Here is a 19,124-nt window from a genome sequence, read left to right as displayed (position 1 = left end):
CCGGGGAAGGCCGAGCCGACCGCCAAGGCGACCGGTTCCGCGAAGGGCGAGGCGAGCCCGTCTGCCGCCCCGTCGGCCGCGCCGACCGGGAGCGCCGCCCCCGAGGACCCGCTGGCGGGCGTCGACACCACCGGCATCGACCCGGCGGTGCTCAAGCAGTTCCAGGAGCTCGACTGCTCCAAGAAGGACAAGGGCCAGGGCGCTCAGGACGACCCGAACAAGCAGTTCGTCGCCTGTGACCAGGACGGCAGCGCCAAGTACGTGCTGGAGAAGGCGGCCGTGACCGGCACCGCCATCGACAGCGCCACCTCGGGCGTGGAGCCGAGCACCGGTGAGTGGCTCGTCCAGCTCTCCTTCAAGGGCTCGGGGCCGGACCAGTGGTCCAAGGTCACCACCACCGCCTTCAACTCCGAGGCCCCGCGCAACCAGGTCGCCATGGTCCTGGACGGCGTGGTCATCTCCGCGCCGGTCATCCAGGAGCCCATCACCGGCGGCCGCGCGCAGATCTCCGGCAGCTTCACCCAGGTGACCGCCACCGAGCTGGCCAACCAGCTCAAGTACGGCGCGCTGCCGCTGAAGTTCGAGAAGAGCTCGATCGAGGAGGTCTCCTCCACCCTGGGCGCCGACCAGCTGCGCGGCGGCCTCATCGCCGGCGCGATCGGCCTGGGCCTCGTGGTGATCTACTCGATGATCTACTACCGCGGACTGGGCGCCGTCTCGGTGCTGAGCCTCGTGGTCGCCTCGGTGCTGACCTACCAGTCGGTGGTGCTGCTCGGCCACTTCGCGGGCTTCCGCCTCTCGCTCCCGCACATCATCGGCCTGATCGTCTCGATCGGCATCACCGCGGACTCGTTCATCGTCTACTTCGAACGCATCCGCGACGAGATGAAGGAGGGCCGCCGCACGCTGCGCTCGGCCGTCGAGATCGCCTGGGTCCGCGCCCGGCGCACGATCCTGATCGCCGACGCGGTCATGTTCATCGCCGCCCTGGTGCTGTACTTCCTGGCGGTCGGCGGCGTGGCCGGGTTCGCGTTCGCGATGGGCCTGACCACCCTCATCGACATCGTCGTGGTGTTCATGTTCACCAAGCCGTTCGTCGCCCTGCTGGCCCGGCTCAAGTTCTTCGCCAAGGGCCATCCCCTCTCCGGCCTGGACGCCGAGCGCATGAGCATCGGACCGTCCGCCGGCCCCACCACCGTTCCGCAGGAGGCATGATGGCCGGCCTCGTAAGCCGCCTGTACCGGGGCGAGATCAACGTCGACTTCGTCGGCAAGCAGAAGCTCTGGTACGGTCTGTCCGCCGTCCTGCTGATCATCTCCATCGCCGGCCTGGTGGTCAACGGCCTGAAACTGGGCGTGGAGTTCAAGGGCGGGTCGGTGTTCTCCTTCAAGGCGCCGACGGCGAGCATCGAACAGGTCCGCGAGACCTTCGGTGACGCCGGGGTGCACCCCATCGTCCAGCAGACCAACAGCGGCTGGCGGGTCACCACCGAGAGTCTCCCCGCCGAGCAGGTGACCGAGCTCCAGAAGACCGTCGCCGGTGACTTCGGTCTCCAGCAGAACGACGTCACCCTCCAGGTGATCGGCGCCACGTGGGGCGGCCAGGTCGCCGACAAGGCCGTCATCGGTCTGATCGTCTTCATGCTGGCGATCATCCTGTACCTGACGATGGCCTTCGAGTGGAAGATGGCGCTGGCCGCCATCGTGGCGCTGCTCCACGACCTGGTGATCACCGCGGGCGTCTACGCGTGGTCCCAGTTCGAGGTCACCCCGGCGACCCTGCTGGGCTTCCTGACGATCCTCGGCTATTCGCTGTACGACGCGGTCGTCGTGTTCGACATGATCAAGGAGGTCACCGCCAAGCTCGGCACGACCTCGAAGGTCACCTACACGCAGGCCGCCAACGACGCGCTGAACCACACGCTGATCCGCTCGCTGAACACCACCCTGGTGGCGATCCTGCCGGTGGCGGCGATCCTGTTCATCGGCACCACGCTGTTCGGCGCGGGCACGCTGAAGGATCTGTCGCTGGCGCTGTTCGTCGGCATGATCGTCGGCACGTACTCCTCGCTGTGCGTGGCGACGCCGCTGCTGGTGACGCTGAAGGAGCGCGAGCCGCGCTACCAGGCGATCGCCCGCAGGCTCGCCGCCACGGGCGGCGGGGCCGGAGCCAAGGCCGCGCGCCAGCCGGTGGCGGCCGGAGCCGCCACCGGGTCCGGCGGCGAGAAGCGCAAGAAGAAGTAGTCCCGTACGAGATCGCGCCTCCGCCTCCCGTCCGCGGGGGGGCGGAGGCGTTTTCCTCGTTCTCGCCGACGGCCCTTTCGCCGGCGGCCTCTTTCCCGCAGGGGTGGATCATGAGTGACCTGAGCCGGCTGATCCTGGACCGGATCCGCGATGTGCCCGACTACCCGAAGCCGGGGGTGATGTTCAAGGACATCACCCCGCTGCTCGCCGATCCCGAGGCGTTCGCCGCGGTGACGGACGAACTGGCGGGGCTGCACGAGGTGGACAAGATCGTCGGTATCGAGGCCAGGGGGTTCATCCTGGGCGCCCCGGCGGCCTACAAGGCCGGCGCCGGGTTCGTCCCGGTGCGCAAAAAGGGCAAACTGCCCTCCGAGACCTTCGACGCGTCCTACGATCTGGAGTACGGCTCCGCGGTCATCGAGATCCACCGGGACGCGTTCGCCCCGGGCGACCGGGTCCTGATCGTCGACGACGTGCTCGCCACCGGAGGTACGGCGCGCGCGACGGTGGAACTGGTCCGCAGGACGGGAGCCGAGGTCGTGGCCGTCGCCGTACTGATGGAACTGGCCTTCCTCAAGGGGCGGGAGCTGCTCGACGGGGTGGAAGTGCACCCCCTCGTGGTCGTCTGATCCACCCCGCCGGGGGAAGTGGCCGTGCGGGTCTGGATACACTGAGGGATCTGGACTCGAACGTGAGGAGTCTGAGTGCCCCGTGATGTGGTCGTGCCCGACGTGACCGCCGACGAAGGCGGTTCCGAGATGGCCGTCCCGGCAGTCGACGCCGGTTCCGCCATGTCCGGAGCCACCGAGGAGAAACCGGCGGTGCGGCGTAGGCTCGCCCGCTTTGGGGGGCAATGGGGTGGCGCCATGAACCCGGTTCTTGAACCGCTGTTCCGGACGGTCCGCGCGACCCATCCGAAGGCGGACCTGCGGCTGATCGAGCGGGCCTACGACGTGGCGGCCTACCACCACCGCGATCAGAAGCGCAAGAGCGGTGATCCGTACATCACGCACCCGCTGGCCGTGGCGACGATCCTGGCCGAGCTGGGCACCGACGACGAGACGCTCTGCGCGGCGCTGCTGCACGACACCGTCGAGGACACCGCCTACAGCCTGGACGAGCTCCGCACCGACTTCGGCGACAACATCGCGCTGCTGGTCGACGGCGTGACCAAGCTCGACAAGGTCAAGTTCGGCGACGCCGCCCAGGCCGAGACCGTGCGCAAGATGGTCGTCGCGATGAGCCGCGACATCCGGGTGCTGATCATCAAGCTCGCCGACCGGCTGCACAACATGCGCACCATGCGCTACCTGCCGGAGCACAAGCGGCAGCAGAAGTCCCGCGAGACGCTGGAGATCTTCGCGCCGCTCGCCCACCGGCTGGGGATGAACACCATCAAGTGGGAGCTGGAGGATCTCGCGTTCGCCATGCTCTACCCCAAGCGCTACGACGAGATCGCCCGGATGGTGTCGGAGCGGGCCCGCGCAGGGACCTGTTCCTGCAGGAGGTCATCGAGAAGGTCTTCGCCGACCTGCGGGAGGCGAAGATCCGCGCGGTGGTCAAGGGACGGCCCAAGCACTACTACTCGGTCTACCAGAAGATGATCGCCCGTGACGTCGCGTTCGACGACATCTACGACCTGGTCGGCATCCGGGTGCTGGTGGACACGGTCCGCGACTGCTATGCCGCCCTCGGAACGATCCACGCGCGGTGGAACCCGGTGCCCGGCCGGTTCAAGGACTACATCGCGATGCCCAAGTTCAACATGTACCAGTCGCTGCACACCACGGTGATCGGTCCTGAGGGCAAGCCGGTGGAGCTGCAGATCCGCACCCACGCCATGCACCACCGCTCCGAGTACGGCGTCGCCGCGCACTGGAAGTACAAGGAGGAGATGAACACCTCCGGGCCCGCGGGGACGAAGCTGAAGAGCGCCGGCGACATGGCCTGGCTCCGCCAGCTCCTGGACTGGCAGAAGGAGACCGCCGACCCGGGCGAGTTCCTGGAGTCGCTCCGCTTCGACCTGTCGGTCTCCGAGGTCTACGTCTTCACCCCCAGAGGCCAGGTCATGGCCCTGCCGGAGGGCGCGACCCCGGTCGACTTCGCCTACGCCGTGCACACCGAGGTCGGCCACCGCTGCATCGGCGCCCGGGTCAACGGCCGCCTGGTGCCGCTGGAGTCCCGGCTGAGCAACGGCGACACCGTCGAGATCTTCACCTCCAAGTCGCCCGACGCGGGCCCGTCCCGCGACTGGCTGAAGTTCGTCAAGTCCGGCCGGGCCCGCAACAAGATCCGTCAGTGGTTCTCCAAGGAGCGCCGCGAGACCGCGATCGAGGCGGGCAAGGAGGCCATCGGCCGCGCCATGCGCAAGCAGGGGCTGCCGCTGCAGCGCCTGATGTCCGGAGAGTCCCTGCTGACGCTCGCCAGGGAGCTGCGCTACCCGGACGTCTCCTCCCTCTACGCGGCCGTCGGAGAGGGCCACACGGCCGCCCAGACGGTCGTGCAGAAGCTGGTGCAGTCCATCGGGGGAGTGGAGGGCGCCGAGGAGGACATCGCCGAGGCGGCCGTCCCGACCAAGCTGCGCGGCCGCCCCCGCGCGGGCGGCGGCGGCGCGGGCGTGGTGGTGGCCGGCGACTCCGACGTCTGGGTACGGCTCTCGCGCTGCTGCACCCCGGTCCCCGGGGACGAGATCGTCGGCTTCGTCACCCGCGGGCACGGCGTGTCGGTGCACCGCAGCAACTGCCCCAACGTGGAGCAGCTCAGGTCCGAGCCGGACCGGCTGGTGCAGGTCGCCTGGTCGCCCGGGGACGACTCGGTCTTCCTCGTGGCCATCCAGGTGGAGGCGCTGGACCGGCCCCGCCTGCTGTCGGACGTCACCCGGACCCTGTCCGACCAGCATGTGAACATCCTGTCGGCGTCGGTGACGACCTCCCGCGACCGGGTCGCGATCAGCAAGTTCACCTTCGAGATGGGCGACCCCAAGCACCTGGGCCACGTCCTGAAGGCCGTCCGCAACATCCAGGGCGTCTACGACGTCTACCGGGTGAGCGGCGCCGGGTCCTGACGGGCGGTTCCCGCCGGATCCCCCCGCTCCGGGCCGGAGGACGGACCGGGGGCGCGCCCTGCGAACAGGACGCGCCCCCGGGTCGGGTTCAGCCGGTCAGGAGAACTCGGCGAGCGTGCGCTCGGCCTCCTCCAGCCAGGAGCGGCGGGCGGTCAGCGCCTCCTCCGCGTCCTTGACGTCCTTGTCCTTGCCCGCGGCCGAGGCCTTGGCCAGGCGGGCCTCCAGCTGCTCGATGGACTTGCGGAGCTGGTCCACCGTGTTCTGGGCACGGGCACGGGCCTCGGGGTTGGAGCGCTTCCACTCCGCCTCCTCGGCCTTGCGGACCGCGTCGTCGACCTTGCGCAGCCCGCCCTCCAGCCGGTCGCGCTGCTCGCGCGGGACGGGACCGGCCTCCTCCCAGCGCTCCAGGATGCCGCGCAGGGCGGCCCGGGCGGCGCGGGCGTCGGTGACCGGGAGGATCCGCTCAGCCTCGGTCAGGAGCCGCTCCTTGACCTCGGCGTTGGCCGCGAACGAGGCGTCCCGCTCGGCGAAGACCGCGGAGCGGGCCTGGAAGAACTGGTCCTGGGCGGCCTTGAACCGGTTCCAGAGCTCGTCCTCGACCTCGCGGGAGGCCCGGCCCGCCGTCTTCCACTGCCGCATCAGCTCGCGGTAGGCCGACGCGGTGGCGCCCCAGTCGGTGGAGGAGGCCAGGGCCTCCGCCTCGGCGACGATCCGCTCCTTGGTGGAGCGGATGCCCTCGCGCTGCTCGTCCAGCCCCGCGAAGTAGGCCTTGCGGCGCTTGGCGAAGGCCGTGCGGGCGGCCGACAGGCGCTTCCACAGCGCCGCCTCGGTGACCCGGTCGATGCGCTCGGCGGCCTTCCACTCCTCCACCAGCTGACGCAGGCGCTCGCCGCCCGTCTTCCAGTGGGTGGTGGACTCCGCCACGCTCTCGGCCTCGGCGACGATCCGCTCCTTGACGGCCTTGGCCTCGGCGCGGGCCACCTCGCGGGCGGCCTTGACCTCCTCTCGGCGCTGGCCCACCAGCTCGGTGAGGGCGTCCAGCCGCTTCAGCAGCGAGTCCAGGTCGCCGACGGCGTGGGCGTCGGTGATGGACTCGCGGAGCTTGGCGACCGTCGCCTCGGCCTGGGCGGGGGCCAGGTCGGTGCCGCGGACCCGCTGCTCCAGCAGCGTGACCTGCCCGGCCAGCTCGTCGAACTTGCGGCGGAAGTAGGCGAGCGCCTCCTCCGGTTCGCCGGCCTGCCAGGACCCGACGGCCCGCTCTCCCTCAGCCGTACGCACGTAGACGGTGCCGTCGTCGTCTACCCGGCCCCACGGGTCGGTGCTCACCGTGTCCTCCCGCACTTTCATCAGCCCTCCCAGGACCGTCGGCCCCGGATGTGTTTGGTTGTATTACGTCAGCTCTTGGATGACATTGTCACGTCTTTGATCTCAACGGTTTCCTTCGGGGCTCCGGTGCCGTCGGCTCCCGGAGTGATGACGCCGCCCTTGTTCACCTTGTCGACGATCTCCAGGCCCTTGGTAACCGTACCGAACGGCGTGTAGTTCGGGCCCAGCTCGGCGTCGCCGTACACGATGAAGAACTGGCTGCCGTTGGTGTTGGGGCCGCTGTTGGCCATGGCCACCACGCCGCGGGTGTACTTGGCGCCGGTGAGGTTCTCGTCCACGAAACGGTATCCGGGGCCGCCCTGGCCGTCGGTGGCGCCCTTGCCGTCGGCCTTGGCCAGCGGGTCGCCGCACTGCAGGACCGGGAACTGCTCGGAGCCCAGCCGGTGGCACTTGGTCCCGTCGAAGTAGTCCTTCTCCGCCAGGAAGGCGAAGGAGCCGACCGTGCAGGGGGTCTTGGCGGCGTCCAGCTCGATGACGATGTCGCCCCGGTTGGTCTTCAGGGTCATCGCCTTGGGAGAGGTGTCCACCTTGGCCGGGGGCGTGCCGACGTCCTTGACCACGCCGCCGGGGGAGGCGATGTAGCCGCAGGTGCCGGTGGCCGGGTCGAAGGCCTTGGGGTCGGCCGCGGCCTGGCTCGCCGACGCGGAGGGCTCCGGGCTCGCCGAGACGGCCGGGTCCTCGCCTCCGAGCAGCACGGTCGCGGCGACGACGGCGCCCACGACCACCACGGTGGCCACGCTGCTCCCGATGATCGTCATTCGCTTGGCCCTGGCCTCGCGCTCCGCGCGTCGCTGCGTCTGCCGCTCGTAGTGCTCGCGAGCCAGTTGCTTCTGGCGGTCCTTGCCGCTCACCGCTTCGCCCTCCCGGGTGCCGGAGTGTTCAGATATCGAGGTGGGCGAATCGTATCGGCCGGAGGGTCATGATTCGCAGCCCGCAGACCCTCACCGGTACCCTTCGGTTACATTCCCATCCGCTTTCTTGACGAGACAGCTGAGGCAGATGCTCATCGCCGGCTTTCCCGCAGGGTCGTTCCAGACCAACTGCTACGTCGTCGCTCCCGCCGCCGGCGAGGAGTGCGTCATCGTCGATCCGGGGCAGAACGCCGTCGGCGACCTGGACGACGTGCTGCGCGAGCACCGCCTCAAGCCGGTCGCCGTGCTGGTCACCCACGGTCACCTCGACCACATGTGGTCGGTCGCCCCGGTCTGCGGCGCCCGGGACGTGCCGGCGTGGATCCACCCCGAGGACCGCGAGCTGCTCTCGGACCCGGGCAAGGGACTGTCGCTGGCGACGCGCCAGCAGCTGTTCGGCGGGCTGACCTTCACCGAGCCGGACGACGTGCGCGAGCTCGCCGACGGCGAGGTGCTCCACCTGGCCGGCCTGGAGCTCACCGTCGACCACACGCCGGGCCATACCAGGGGGTCGGTGACGTTCAGGCTGCCCCGCACGGACGAGATCCCGGACGTGATGTTCTCGGGCGACCTGCTGTTCGCCGGCTCCATCGGCCGCACCGACCTCCCGGGCGGTGACTACCCGACCATCCTGCGCAGCCTGGCGGCCAAGTGCCTGCCGCTGCCGGACGACACGGCGGTCCTGCCCGGCCACGGACCACAGACCACGATCGGCACCGAGCGCGCCACCAACCCGTATCTCGCGGAGGCCGCCCCGTTCGCCGGTCCCACCAGGGGAATCTAGAGACCATGAGCTTCCAGGCGCCCAAGGGCACCTTCGACTGGCTGCCACCGCGTTCCGAGCGGGTCCTCGCCGTGCGCGAGGCGCTCGTCGCCCCGGTCCGCCGCGCGGGCTACGGCTACATCGAGACGCCGACCTTCGAGGACACCGCGCTGTTCATCCGCGGTGTCGGGGAGTCGACCGACGTCGTCTCCAAGGAGATGTACACCTTCACCGACAAGGGCGGGCGCTCCATCACGCTGCGCCCGGAGGGCACCGCGCCGGTCGTGCGGGCCGTCCTCCAGCACGGCCTGCACAACGGGCAGCTCCCGGTCAAGCTCTGGTACTCCGGGAGCCAGTTCCGCTACGAGCGCGCGCAGAAGGGCCGCTACCGCCACTTCTCGCAGGTCGGCGCCGAGGCCCTCGGCGCCGAGGACCCGGCGCTGGACGCCGAGCTGATCCTGCTGGCCGCCGACGGCTTCGCCGCCCTGGGCCTGACCGGGGTGCGGCTGCTGCTCAACACGCTGGGCTGCAAGGAGTGCCGCCCCGCCTACCGCGCCGCGCTCCAGGAGTTCCTGCGCGCCCTCGACCTGGACGAGCCCACCCGGGCCCGGATCGAGATCAACCCGCTGCGCGTGCTGGACGACAAGCGGCCCGAGGTGCAGGCGCAGCTCGCCGGCGCGCCCCTGGTCGTCGACCACCTGTGCGAGGCGTGCAAGGCCTACCACGAGGAGGTCCGCTCCCTGCTGGCCGCCGCCGGCCTGGCCTACACCGACGACCCGCGGCTGGTCCGCGGCCTCGACTACTACACGCGCACCACCTTCGAGTTCGTCCACGACGGCCTGGGCTCGCAGTCGGCGGTCGGCGGCGGCGGCCGCTACGACGGGCTGAGTGAGATGATCGGCGGCCCGGCGCTGCCGAGCGTCGGCTGGGCCCTCGGTGTGGACCGGACGATCCTGGCCATGGAGGCCGAAGGGCTGCTGGAGGAGGACACCGCGCACCGGCGGGTACAGGTGTACGGTGTGCCGCTGGGGGAGGAGGCGCGCCGCCGGATGTTCCGGCTCGTCGCCGAGCTGCGACGGGCCGGCCTGGCCGCCGACATGTCGTTCGGCGGCAAGGGCGTCAAGGGGGCCATGAAGGGCGCCGACCGCTCCGGGGCCCGCTACGCGCTGATCCTGGGCGGCCGCGACCTCGAGGCGCAGGCCGTACAGCTGAAGGACCTGACCACCGCAGAGCAGACCGAGGTGCCGTTGGCCGAGGTCGTCGACATCCTGAAGGGGAAGTTTTCGTGATTCGCACGCACACCGCGGGATCGCTGCGCGAGCAGCACGCGGGGGAGCAGGTGACGCTGGCCGGATGGGTGGCGCGCCGCCGTGACCACGGCGGTGTGGTCTTCATCGACCTGCGGGACGCCTCGGGCTCGGCACAGGTGGTCTTCCGCGAGGAGGACGACGCGCACGGCCTGCGTGCCGAATACTGCGTGAAGGTCGTCGGGGAGGTGCGGGTCCGGCCCGCGGGCAACGAGAACCCCGACCTGCCGACCGGCGCGATCGAGGTCGTCGCCTCCGAGGTGGAGGTGCTGAGCGAGTCCGCGCCGCTGCCGTTCCCCATCGAGGGCACAGCAGGCGTGTCCGAGGAGGCGCGGCTGAAGTACCGCTACCTCGACATCCGCCGCCAGCAGGTCGCCCACGCCATGCGGATCCGCTCCAAGGCCACCTACCTGGCCAACGAGGTGATGAACGAGCACGGGTTCGTCTACGTCGAGACCCCGACGCTCACCCGCTCCACGCCCGAGGCGCCCGCGACTTCCTGGTGCCGGTCCGCCTCCAGCCGGGCAACTGGTACGCCCTGCCGCAGTCGCCGCAGCTGTTCAAGCAGCTCCTGCAGGTCGCCGGCCTGGAGCGCTACTACCAGCTCGCCAAGTGCTACCGCGACGAGGACCTGCGCGCCGACCGGCAGCCGGAGTTCACCCAGATCGACATCGAGATGTCCTTCGTGGACCAGGACGACGTGATCGCCCTGGGCGAGGCGCTGATCGGCCGCATCTGGAAGGAGACGATCGGCTACGAGCTGCCGGTGCCGCTGCCCCGGATGACCTACGCCGAGGCCATGGCCCGCTACGGCTCGGACAAGCCGGACCTGCGGTTCGGCTGCGAGCTGGTCGAGATGACGGAGTTCTTCGCCGAGACGAGCTTCCGCGTCTTCCAGGCGCCGTACGTCGGCGCCGTGGTGATGCCGGGCGGCGCCTCCCAGACCCGCAAGGAGCTGGACGGCTGGCAGGAGTGGGCCAAGTCGCGCGGGGCCCGGGGCCTGGCCTACGTGCTGGTCGGCGAGGACGGCACGCTCGGCGGCCCGGTCGCCAAGAACCTGTCGGAGACCGAAGCCGCGGGCCTGGCCGCGAAGGTGGGCGCCGAGCCCGGCGACGCGATCTTCTTCGCGGCCGGCAAGCCCGCCGACTCCCGCGACCTGCTCGGCGCGGCCCGCCTGGAGATCGGCCGCCGCTGCGGCCTGATCGACGAGTCGGCGTGGAACTTCCTCTGGGTCGTCGACGCGCCCATGTTCGAGCCCGTCTACGACGACGTCGGCCGCCAGTCCGGCTGGACCGCGGTGCACCACCCGTTCACCGGCCCCAAGCCCGAGTGGGCCGACACCTTCCAGGACAACCCGGGCGAGGCGCTGGCCTACGCCTACGACATGGTCTGCAACGGCATGGAGATCGGCGGCGGCTCGATCCGGATCCACCGCGCCGAGATGCAGCAGCGCGTCTTCGACGTGCTCGGCATCTCCAAGGAGGAGGCCGAGAGCAAGTTCGGCTTCCTGCTGGAGGCGTTCAAGTACGGCCCGCCGCCGCACGGCGGCATCGCCTACGGCTGGGACCGGGTCTGCATGCTGCTGGCCGGCGGCGACTCGATCCGCGACGTGATCGCCTTCCCGAAGACGGCCTCCGGCTTCGACCCGCTGACCGGCGCGCCCACCCCGATCACGGGTGAGCAGCGCAAGGAGGCGGGCGTCGACGTCAAGCCCAAGGAGGCGGCCGAGGCCTGACCTCGGGCATGCCGGAGGAGCCCCGGCGGGCGGACGACGCCCGCCGGGGCTCCTTCGCGTCAGAAGCGGATGGGCAGCGCCTGCAGGCCGCGGATGAGCGAGCCGGTCCGGCGCCAGGCCACCTCCTCGGGCGGGCAGGCGAGCCTGAGGCCAGGCAGCCGGCGCAGCAACGTCTCGAAGGCGATCCGCGCCTCCAGCCGGGCCAGCGGGGCGCCCAGGCAGAAGTGGACGCCGTGGCCGAAGGCGAGGTGGTGGTTGTCGGTGCGGGTGACGTCCAGCGTGTCGGGGTCGTCGAACGCCGCCGGGTCGCGGCCCGCCGCGCCGAGCGAGACGTGCACCACGCTGCCCTTGGGCACCGGGACGCCGGCGATCTCCATGTCCTCGGTGGCGAAGCGGAACGTGGCCCGCTCCACCGGCCCTTCGTAGCGGAGGAACTCCTCGATCGCGCCCGGCAGCAGCTCGGGCCGCTCCCGCAGGAGGCCGAGCTGCCCGGGGTGGGTCAGCAGCGCCAGCATGCCGTTGCCGATGAGGTTGACCGTGGTCTCGTGCCCGGCGATGAGCAGCAGCGTGAGCGTGGCGAGCAGCTCCTGCTCGCTCAGCAGCCCGTCCTCGTCGCGGGCGGTGACCAGCGCGCTGATCATGTCGTCCCGGGGGGTCCGCCGCCGCTCGTCGATGAGCCGGGCGAAGTAGGCGCGGACGGCGGCGTTCACCTCGTCGCGCCGCCTGGCGGCCTCCTCGGTGAACGCGGGGGTGATCAGGCTGGCCGACCACTCGCGGAAATCGGCCCGGTCGGCGGCGGGCACGCCCAGCAGCTCGCAGATCACGGTGATCGGCAGCGGGAAGGCGAAGTCGTCGAGGAGGTCGGCCCGGCCCGCGGCCTCCATCGTGTCGACCAGCCGGTCGGCGATCTCCTGGATCCGGGGGGCCAGGTTCGCGGTCCGCCGCGCGGTGAAGGCCCCGGCGACCAGGCGGCGCAGGCGCGTGTGGTCCGGCGGGTCGCTGTTGAGCATGTTCCTGGCGAGCGCCGGGTTGCCCCGCACGACGGCGTCCCGGAAGAAGTCCGGCGCGTGGCCGAGGCCCTTGGCCAGCCGCGGGTCGGTCAGCGCCTGGCGGCCGTGTTCGTGGTCGATCACCACGAACGCCGGCACCCCGCGCGGGAAGTCGATCGCGTGGACCGGCCCCCGCTCGCGCAGCCCGCCGTACTCGGTGTACGGGTCGCGCCCGAACTCCGGGCTGAGCATGAACTCGAACGGCAGTCTCTCCGTCGTCGGCTCCGGCATCGGTGCTCCTCGTCACGGTTCGGACGTCCCCTCCCTCCAGCTTGGACCAGAGGCGGGGAGGAGCGCGTCGATGTGACGGGGATCACAGGCGTCGGCGGCCGGTGGCGAGGAGACCACCGGCGCGGGCCGCCCGCGCGGGGAACGCGGACGCCCCGGCGGTGGGTCCTCCACCGCCGGGGCGTCCGCGCGTGCGGGCTCAGGAGAGCTTGACGTCCTTGATGAGCACCGGGATCTTGGGGGCGTGGGAGCCACCGTCTCCGGTGATGTCGGCCTCGTTGGTGATCCACCCGCCGGCGACGATCTTGTCGATGATCTCCATGCCCTTGGAGACGGTGCCGAACGGCGTGTAGGCCGGGCCGGCGTCCAGCTGGGCGGTCTCGTTGCTGTAGGAGATCCAGAACTGGCTGCCGTTCTGGTTGGCCGCGTCGGGGGCCTGGGCCAGGGCGATGGTGCCCCTGCCGTACGACAGGCCGCCCAGGTTCTCGTCGTTGAAGACGTAGCCGGAGCTGCCCTGGCCGTCGGTGGGGTTCTTGCCGTCGGCCTTGGCCTGCGGGTCGCCGCACTGCAGCAGGCCGAGTCCGGAGTTCTCCGGGGTGGCCAGCCGGTGGCACTTGGTGCCGTCGTAGAAGTTCTTCTTCGCCAGGAACGCCAGCGAGTTGACGGTGCAGGGGGTCGCCGAGGTCACCAGGTCGATCACGATGTCACCGTGGTTGGTGGTGATCGTCATCGTCTTCAGGTCCAGGTTCGGCTTCTTGGGCGGGTAGCCCACGAACTTGGCCGGGCTGCCGGTGGTGTCCTTGCGGTACTCGCAAGTGGTGGCGCCCGGCTTGGCCGAGGCGGTGAGGTCGGGCGCCGCAGGGGTGGAGGCGCTCTCCGACGGGACCGGCGTCTGGGCGGCCACCGGCTCCTCGTCGCCGCTCCCTCCCATCAGGTCGAGGCGGCGATCACGCCTCCGACCACGACCACCACCGCGGCGCCGGCTCCGATGAAGGTGTTCCGCTTGGCCTTGCCCGCCTGCTCGGCACGTCGGGCCTGACGCTCCTTGTGCTCCCGCGCCAGCTGGCTCTGGCGGTCTTCGCCGCTCACCGCTATGTCCTCCAGGATCACCATCTGTATGACTGTTGACTCCGCGAAAGCGTACCGGCCCCGGAGTGTGGTGGATGTAAGGGGCGGGAGGGGAGGAGAGAGGAGATCCCGGAGGTCTTTACACGTTCCAGATCCCCGCCGTGATGGGATTCCGGTCTGGCGACGACCACGCCAGCCGCGCACGACCGGAGTCACCTCATGTTCAACGAGATCCTGGGCCTCCCCGCCCACCCCCTGATCATCCACGCGACCGTGGTGCTGACGCCGCTGCTGGCGGTGGCGGCGGCCGTCTACGCGCTGGCCCCGCGCACCCGCGCCGCCCTGGGCTGGGCGGTCCTCGGGCTGGCCGTGGCCGCTCCTCCCGCCGCCTTCGCGGCCAGGCAGAGCGGCGCCGAGCTGAAGAACGGCCGGTTCTCCTCCGCCGGAGGGCAGCTGGGCGAGCGCATCGCCGAGCACGAGAGCTTCGGCGGACCGCTGGTGCTGGCCGTCCTCGCCCTCGGACTGGCCTCGCTGGGCATGCTGCACGTCGTGCGCGCCGCCCGGTACGGCCGGCCGGTGGAGATCGCCGTCTCCGGTCTCACCGTGCTCCTGGCGGTGGTGGCGGTCTACTACGTGGTCCGCGCCGGTCACAGCGGGGCCGTGGCCGTCTGGGGAAGCTGATCCCCCGCGGCGCCGGTCACAGCGGGGTCGCGGCCGTCTGGGGAAGCTGATTCCCCGCGGCGGCGGTACTGTCGGGGCGTGGACAGCCTGTTCGATTCGGCGGCGGAGGAGGCACACCGCGGCCAGCAGCCGCTCGCGGTGCGCATGCGCCCGTGCGGCCTGGACGAGGTGGTCGGCCAGCGCCACCTGCTCGGCCCGGGCACCCCGCTGCGCCGGCTGGTCGAGGCCGAGGCGCCGATGTCCCTGTTCCTGTGGGGGCCGCCCGGCACCGGCAAGACCACCCTCGCCTACGTCGTGGCGGGGGTGACCGAGCGCCGGTTCGTGGAGGTGTCCGCGGTGTCGGCCGGCGTCAAGGAGGTCCGCGCCGCCATCGAGCAGGCCCGCCGCGAGCTGGGCATGTCCGGCCGGCAGACCGTGCTGTTCGTCGACGAGGTGCACCGGTTCAACAAGGCCCAGCAGGACGCCCTGCTGCCCGCGGTGGAGAACCGCTGGGTCACCTTCATCGGCGCGACCACGGAGAACCCGTTCTTCTCGGTGATCTCCCCGCTGCTCTCCCGCTCCCTGCTGCTCACCCTGGAACCCCTGTCCGGCGACGACGTCCGCACGGTGCTGGAGCGGGCGGTCGCCGACCCCCGGGGCCTGGACGGGCGGGTCCGGCTCGACCCCGAGGCCGCCGACCACCTGGTACGGCTGGCGGGCGGGGACGCCCGCCGCTCGCTCACCTACCTGGAGGCCGCCGCGCTGATCGCCGACGGGGAGATCACCGTCGAGACGGTGGAGCGCGCGGTGGACAAGGCGGCCGTCCGCTACGACCGCCAGGGCGACCAGCACTACGACGTGGTCAGCGGCTTCATCAAGAGCATGCGCGGCTCCGACGCCGACGCCGCCCTGCACTACCTGGCCCGCATGGTCGAGGCGGGGGAGGACCCCCGGTTCATCGCCCGCCGTATCGTGATCTTCGCCTCCGAGGACGTCGGCATGGCCGACCCCACCTGCCTGCAGACGGCGGTGGCCGCGGCCCAGGCGGTGGAGTTCATCGGGCTGCCGGAGGGGCGGCTCAACCTCGCCCAGGCGGTGATCCACTGCGCGCTGGCGCCCAAGTCCAACGCGGTGATCACCGCCGTCGACGCGGCCGCGGCGGACGTGCGCCGCGGAGACATCGGCCAGGTCCCCGGCCACCTGCGCGACGCCCACTACCCGGGAGCCGCGAAGCTCGGCCACGGGCAGGGCTACCGCTACCCGCACGACTTCGAGCACGGCCTGGTCCGCCAGGACTACCTGCCCGAGCCGCTGCGCGGCCGCCGCTACTACCGGCCCACCCGGCACGGCGCCGAGGCGGGTTTCGCGGACCGCTGGGCCAGGATCCGGGCCTTCCTCCGGGGCGGTCAGGCAGGTTAGGGGGTTCCATCCTGCGGCGGATCCGCCCGCGGCGACCGGCTCCGTGGCCTCTCCCGGATCGGCTCCGCATATGCGGAGAAGCCCGTCGTGACGCGGCATGCCGGGGGAACGGGGCGAGACGCGATAGGGTCTTGCCATTCCAGCCGGGTAGACAGGGAGATCGGCGCATGCTTACCGCAGGAGAGGTCGCCGGCCTGATCGTGGCCGTGGCCTGGGTGGTCCTGGTCTGCTTCCTGGCCGTGGTCCTGCTCAAGCTGTCCCGGCTGCTCACCGAGACCACCAAGATGGTCTCCGAGCTGAGCGACCGGGCGGTGCCGCTGCTGGAGGACGCGGCCGTCACCGTCAACGAGACGAACCGCCAGCTCGTCGCCGTCGAGGCCATCGTCCGCGACGTCAAGCAGGTCAGCGGGCACGCGGCCAAGGTCAGCGGCGTCGCACAGGTCCTGGTGACCGGCCCTATGATCAAGGCGGTGGCGCTCGGCCACGGCCTCCGGCGGGCCATCGGCGCCCGCGGGCGGGCCGCGTCCGGCGCCCGGGCGCTGGAGAGGCGGCGGCGGTGATCCGGAGACTGTTCTACATGTCCCTGGGCGCGTTCGGCGCGCTGTGGGTCAGGCGTAGGCTGGCCGAACTGCACCCGAACCACCTGGCGCGGCGCGCGGCCCGGGGCGCCTCCGGCCTCCTGGACCAGGCCCGCGACGTGGCCGCGGACGCGCTGGACGGCGCGGCCCGGAAGGAAACCGAGTTGCGGTCCCGATTCGGGCTCGACAGTGTGGAAAACACCTATCACTACGACGTAAAGGATGGCCGCTGACATGGAGTCGGCAGAGATCGCCCGCCGCTTCCTGCGCTTCTTCGAGGAGCGTGGGCACACCGTCGTGCCCTCGGCCAGCCTGATCGCCGAGGACCCGACGCTGCTTCTGGTCCCCGCGGGCATGGTCCCCTTCAAGCCCTACTTCCTGGGCCAGCGCACGCCCCCCTACAAGCGGGCGGCGAGCGTGCAGAAGTGCGTGCGCACCCCGGACATCGACGAGGTCGGCAAGACCACCCGGCACGCCACGTTCTTCCAGATGCTCGGAAACTTCTCCTTCGGCGACTACTTCAAGGACGACGCGATCCCGTTCGCCTGGGAGCTGCTGACCCGCTCCGAGGCCGACGGCGGGTTCGGCTTCCCCGAGGACCGGCTCTGGGTCACCGTCTACCACGACGACGACGAGGCCGCCGAGCTCTGGAACAAGAAGGTGGGCGTGCCCGCCGAGCGCATCCAGCGCCGGGGCATGGCCGACAACTTCTGGTCGATGGGCGTGCCCGGCCCCTGCGGCCCGTGCACCGAGATCTACTACGACCGGGGCCCGGAGTACGGCCGCGAGGGCGGCCCGATCGCCGACGAGAACCGCTACCTCGAGGTGTGGAACAACGTCTTCATGCAGTTCGAGCGCGGCGCGGGCGGCGGCAAGGAGGGCTTCCCGATCCTCGGCGACCTGCCCGCCAAGAGCGTCGACACCGGCATGGGCCTGGAGCGCATGGCCGCGATCCTGCAGGGCGTCGACAACATCTACGAGATCGACACCACCTACAAGATCCTCGACCGCGCCGCCGAGCTCACCAAGACCCGCTACGGCCGCGACGAGCGCGCCGACGTCAGCCTGCGCGTGGTCGCCGACCACGTCCGCACCGGCACCATGCTGGTCGCCGACGGCGTGCTGCCCGGCAACGAGGGCCGGGGCTACGTGCTCCGCCGCATCCTGCGCCGCTCGATCCGCAACCTGCGCCTGCTCGGCTCCGGCGAGGACCGCTACATGCACGAGCTCACCGCGGTCGCGATCGACGTGATGGGCGAGCTGTACCCCGAGCTCAAGGCCGACGCCCCGCAGATCCACGGCATCATCGACGCCGAGGAGGCCTCCTTCCTCGGCACCCTGCGCACCGGCACCGCGATCTTCGACGCGGCCGTGGAGGAGACCAAGCGCAAGTCGGCGACGGTGCTCTCCGGCGACCAGGCCTTCCGGCTCCACGACACCTACGGCTTCCCGATCGACCTGACCCTGGAGATGGCCTCCGAGCAGGGCCTCAAGGTCGACGAGGAGGGCTTCCGCCGGCTGATGAAGGAGCAGCGCGACCTCGCCAAGGCCGACGCCGCCGCCAAGAAGACCGGCAACGCCGACATCTCGGTGTTCGGGCAGATCCTGGAGAAGGCCGGCAAGGTCGAGTTCCTCGGCTACGACCAGGTGAGCGCCGAGTCCGAGGTCGTCGGCCTGCTCGTCGACGGGGCCTCCGTTCCGGCGGCGGGCGCGGGCACCACGGTCGAGGTCGTGCTGGGCCGCACCCCGTTCTACGCCGAGGGCGGCGGCCAGCTCGCCGACCAGGGCGTCATCCGGGCCGACGGCGCCGAGGTCGAGGTCGTGGACGTGCAGTCGCCGGTCGCGGGCCTCGTCGTGCACCGCGGCAAGGTCCGCGGCGGCGAGATCCGGGTGGGCGACCAGGTCCAGGCCGAGATCGACGTCGAGCGCCGCCGGGCCATCTCCCGCAGCCACACCGCCACCCACATGGTGCACCGCGGCTTCCGCAACGCGCTGGGCGAGACGGCGGCGCAGGCCGGCTCGGAGAACTCCCCCGGCCGCTTCCGCTTCGACTTCACCGCCGCCGGGGCCGTGCCGCCCAGCGTGCTGCGCGACGTCGAGGACGAGGTCAACGCCATCCTCATCAACGACCTGCAGGTCAACGCCTTCCACACCTCCCAGGCCGAGGCCCGGGCGATGGGCGCGCTGGCGCTGTTCGGCGAGAAGTACGGCGAGACCGTCCGCATCGTCGAGGTCGGCGACTACTCCCGCGAGCTCTGCGGCGGCACCCACGTCGCCAGCTCCGGCCAGCTCGGTCTGGTCAAGGTGCTGGGCGAGTCCTCGATCGGCGCCGGGGTGCGCCGCGTGGAGGCCCTGGTCGGCCTGGACGCCTTCCGCTTCCTGGCCCGCGAGAGCGTGCTGGTGGCCCAGCTGTCGGAGCAGCTCAAGGCGCGCCGCGAGGAGCTGCCCGAGCGCATCGAGGGCATCGTGACGCGGCTGCGCACCGCGGAGAAGGACCTGGAGCGGCTCCGCTCGGCCCAGGTGCTCGCCGTCGCCGGCGAGCTGGCCGCGGGAGCCGCGACGTGCACGGGGTCTCCGTCGTGACGCACCGCGCGCCCGACGGCACCTCCGCCGACGACCTGCGCAAGCTCGCCCTGGACGTGCGAGGCCGCTTCCCGGCCGACCGCGCCGCGGTCGTCGTGGTCGCGGGGGGTGCCCGGCGACCGGCCGGTCA

Annotated in this window: 14 protein-coding genes and 3 pseudogenes; 12 read left to right on the top strand and 5 right to left on the bottom strand. The window is 71.3% G+C overall.

Translation table 11 applies throughout. The features are described from left to right. The 4 genes and pseudogenes from secD to ACWJ6R_RS11165 all read left to right on the top strand — a co-directional run. A partial coding sequence (gene secD / locus ACWJ6R_RS11180) for a protein translocase subunit SecD (protein WP_449062147.1) occupies positions 1–1,215 on the top strand: 1,215 nt, incomplete at its 5' end. Then, positions 1,215–2,243, top strand: a complete 1,029-nt coding sequence (secF, locus tag ACWJ6R_RS11175; RefSeq protein WP_449062146.1) for a protein translocase subunit SecF — start codon at positions 1,215–1,217, stop codon at positions 2,241–2,243. The genes secD and secF, both read left to right, overlap by 1 nt. A 110-nt stretch (positions 2,244–2,353) precedes the next feature. Continuing rightward, positions 2,354–2,872: an adenine phosphoribosyltransferase gene (locus ACWJ6R_RS11170; RefSeq protein WP_449062145.1), complete on the top strand. Its 519-nt coding sequence runs from the start codon at positions 2,354–2,356 to the stop codon at positions 2,870–2,872. A gap of 237 nt (positions 2,873–3,109) precedes the next feature. Further along, positions 3,110–5,307, top strand: a pseudogene (locus ACWJ6R_RS11165) (RelA/SpoT family protein). Positions 5,308–5,403: 96 nt separating this feature from the next. Here the strand turns inward: ACWJ6R_RS11165 and ACWJ6R_RS11160 are convergent. Continuing rightward, on the bottom strand, positions 5,404–6,654 hold the full coding sequence (locus ACWJ6R_RS11160; protein WP_449062144.1) for a DUF349 domain-containing protein: 1,251 nt from the start codon (positions 6,652–6,654) through the stop codon (positions 5,404–5,406). A 47-nt stretch (positions 6,655–6,701) separates the two neighbouring features. After that, positions 6,702–7,544 carry a peptidylprolyl isomerase gene (locus ACWJ6R_RS11155; RefSeq protein WP_449062143.1) on the bottom strand — a complete coding sequence of 281 codons (843 nt, stop codon included), beginning with the start codon at positions 7,542–7,544 and terminating at the stop codon, positions 6,702–6,704. Between the two features lie 148 nt (positions 7,545–7,692). Here ACWJ6R_RS11155 and ACWJ6R_RS11150 point away from each other — a divergent pair, with 148 nt between their 5' ends. From ACWJ6R_RS11150 to aspS, 3 genes and pseudogenes are all read left to right on the top strand, one after another. Further along, a complete protein-coding gene (locus ACWJ6R_RS11150; RefSeq protein WP_191897686.1) occupies positions 7,693–8,388 on the top strand; it encodes an MBL fold metallo-hydrolase in 696 nt (231 codons plus the stop codon). Positions 8,389–8,393: 5 nt separating this feature from the next. Further along, positions 8,394–9,656, top strand: a complete 1,263-nt coding sequence (hisS, locus tag ACWJ6R_RS11145) for a histidine--tRNA ligase (protein ID WP_449062142.1) — start codon at positions 8,394–8,396, stop codon at positions 9,654–9,656. After that, positions 9,653–11,409 (top strand): annotated as a pseudogene (aspS, locus tag ACWJ6R_RS11140) (aspartate--tRNA ligase). Before hisS ends, aspS begins: the two are co-directional and overlap by 4 nt. 59 nt (positions 11,410–11,468) lie before the next feature. On the opposite strand, the gene ACWJ6R_RS11135 reads toward aspS, so the two are convergent. The 3 genes from ACWJ6R_RS11135 to ACWJ6R_RS11125 all read right to left on the bottom strand — a co-directional run bounded on the left by ACWJ6R_RS11135 (position 11,469) and on the right by ACWJ6R_RS11125 (position 13,775). Then, the gene (locus ACWJ6R_RS11135) at positions 11,469–12,689 is read right to left on the bottom strand and encodes a cytochrome P450 family protein (RefSeq protein ID WP_449062141.1); all 1,221 of its coding nucleotides are present in this window, start codon (positions 12,687–12,689) and stop codon (positions 11,469–11,471) included. Between the two features lie 196 nt (positions 12,690–12,885). Then, positions 12,886–13,617, bottom strand: coding sequence for a peptidylprolyl isomerase (locus tag ACWJ6R_RS11130; RefSeq protein ID WP_449062140.1), 732 nt, complete (start codon positions 13,615–13,617; stop codon positions 12,886–12,888). Beyond that, on the bottom strand, positions 13,617–13,775 hold the full coding sequence (locus ACWJ6R_RS11125; RefSeq protein ID WP_449062139.1) for a hypothetical protein: 159 nt from the start codon (positions 13,773–13,775) through the stop codon (positions 13,617–13,619). Before ACWJ6R_RS11125 ends, ACWJ6R_RS11130 begins: the two co-directional genes overlap by 1 nt. A 198-nt stretch (positions 13,776–13,973) precedes the next feature. Here ACWJ6R_RS11125 and ACWJ6R_RS11120 point away from each other — a divergent pair, with 198 nt between their 5' ends. The 5 genes and pseudogenes from ACWJ6R_RS11120 to alaS form a co-directional block, all read left to right on the top strand. Then, positions 13,974–14,435 carry a DUF2231 domain-containing protein gene (locus tag ACWJ6R_RS11120; protein ID WP_449062138.1) on the top strand — a complete coding sequence of 154 codons (462 nt, stop codon included), beginning with the start codon at positions 13,974–13,976 and terminating at the stop codon, positions 14,433–14,435. A gap of 78 nt (positions 14,436–14,513) precedes the next feature. Then, a complete protein-coding gene (locus tag ACWJ6R_RS11115; protein WP_449062137.1) occupies positions 14,514–15,833 on the top strand; it encodes a replication-associated recombination protein A in 1,320 nt (439 codons plus the stop codon). Positions 15,834–16,000: 167 nt separating this feature from the next. Next, entirely contained in the window at positions 16,001–16,393 is a 393-nt protein-coding gene (locus ACWJ6R_RS11110; RefSeq protein ID WP_449062136.1) for a DUF948 domain-containing protein, read from the top strand. Next, positions 16,390–16,644: a hypothetical protein gene (locus tag ACWJ6R_RS11105; RefSeq protein WP_068895379.1), complete on the top strand. Its 255-nt coding sequence runs from the start codon at positions 16,390–16,392 to the stop codon at positions 16,642–16,644. The genes ACWJ6R_RS11110 and ACWJ6R_RS11105 overlap by 4 nt, the downstream gene beginning before the upstream one ends. Before the next feature lies 1 nt (position 16,645). Then, positions 16,646–19,124: pseudogene (gene alaS / locus ACWJ6R_RS11100) on the top strand (alanine--tRNA ligase); the annotation flags it as partial.

Source organism: Planomonospora algeriensis (assembly GCF_977012225.1).
Note: the sequence above shows the minus strand (reverse complement) of the source record. Positions and strands in the feature narration are given on the sequence as shown.

Bases quoted from the DNA above. Each gene is read 5' to 3' on its own strand.
- ACWJ6R_RS11150 (WP_191897686.1), top strand. From the start codon at position 7,693: ATGCTCATCGCCGGCTTTCCCGCAGGGTCGTTCCAGACCAACTGCTAC.
- secF (WP_449062146.1), top strand. From the start codon at position 1,215: ATGGCCGGCCTCGTAAGCCGCCTGTACCGGGGCGAGATCAACGTCGAC.
- ACWJ6R_RS11160 (WP_449062144.1), bottom strand. From the start codon at position 6,654: ATGAAAGTGCGGGAGGACACGGTGAGCACCGACCCGTGGGGCCGGGTA.
- ACWJ6R_RS11130 (WP_449062140.1), bottom strand. From the start codon at position 13,617: ATGGGAGGGAGCGGCGACGAGGAGCCGGTGGCCGCCCAGACGCCGGTC.
- ACWJ6R_RS11110 (WP_449062136.1), top strand. From the start codon at position 16,001: ATGCTTACCGCAGGAGAGGTCGCCGGCCTGATCGTGGCCGTGGCCTGG.
- ACWJ6R_RS11170 (WP_449062145.1), top strand. From the start codon at position 2,354: ATGAGTGACCTGAGCCGGCTGATCCTGGACCGGATCCGCGATGTGCCC.
- ACWJ6R_RS11135 (WP_449062141.1), bottom strand. From the start codon at position 12,689: ATGCCGGAGCCGACGACGGAGAGACTGCCGTTCGAGTTCATGCTCAGC.
- hisS (WP_449062142.1), top strand. From the start codon at position 8,394: ATGAGCTTCCAGGCGCCCAAGGGCACCTTCGACTGGCTGCCACCGCGT.
- ACWJ6R_RS11120 (WP_449062138.1), top strand. From the start codon at position 13,974: ATGTTCAACGAGATCCTGGGCCTCCCCGCCCACCCCCTGATCATCCAC.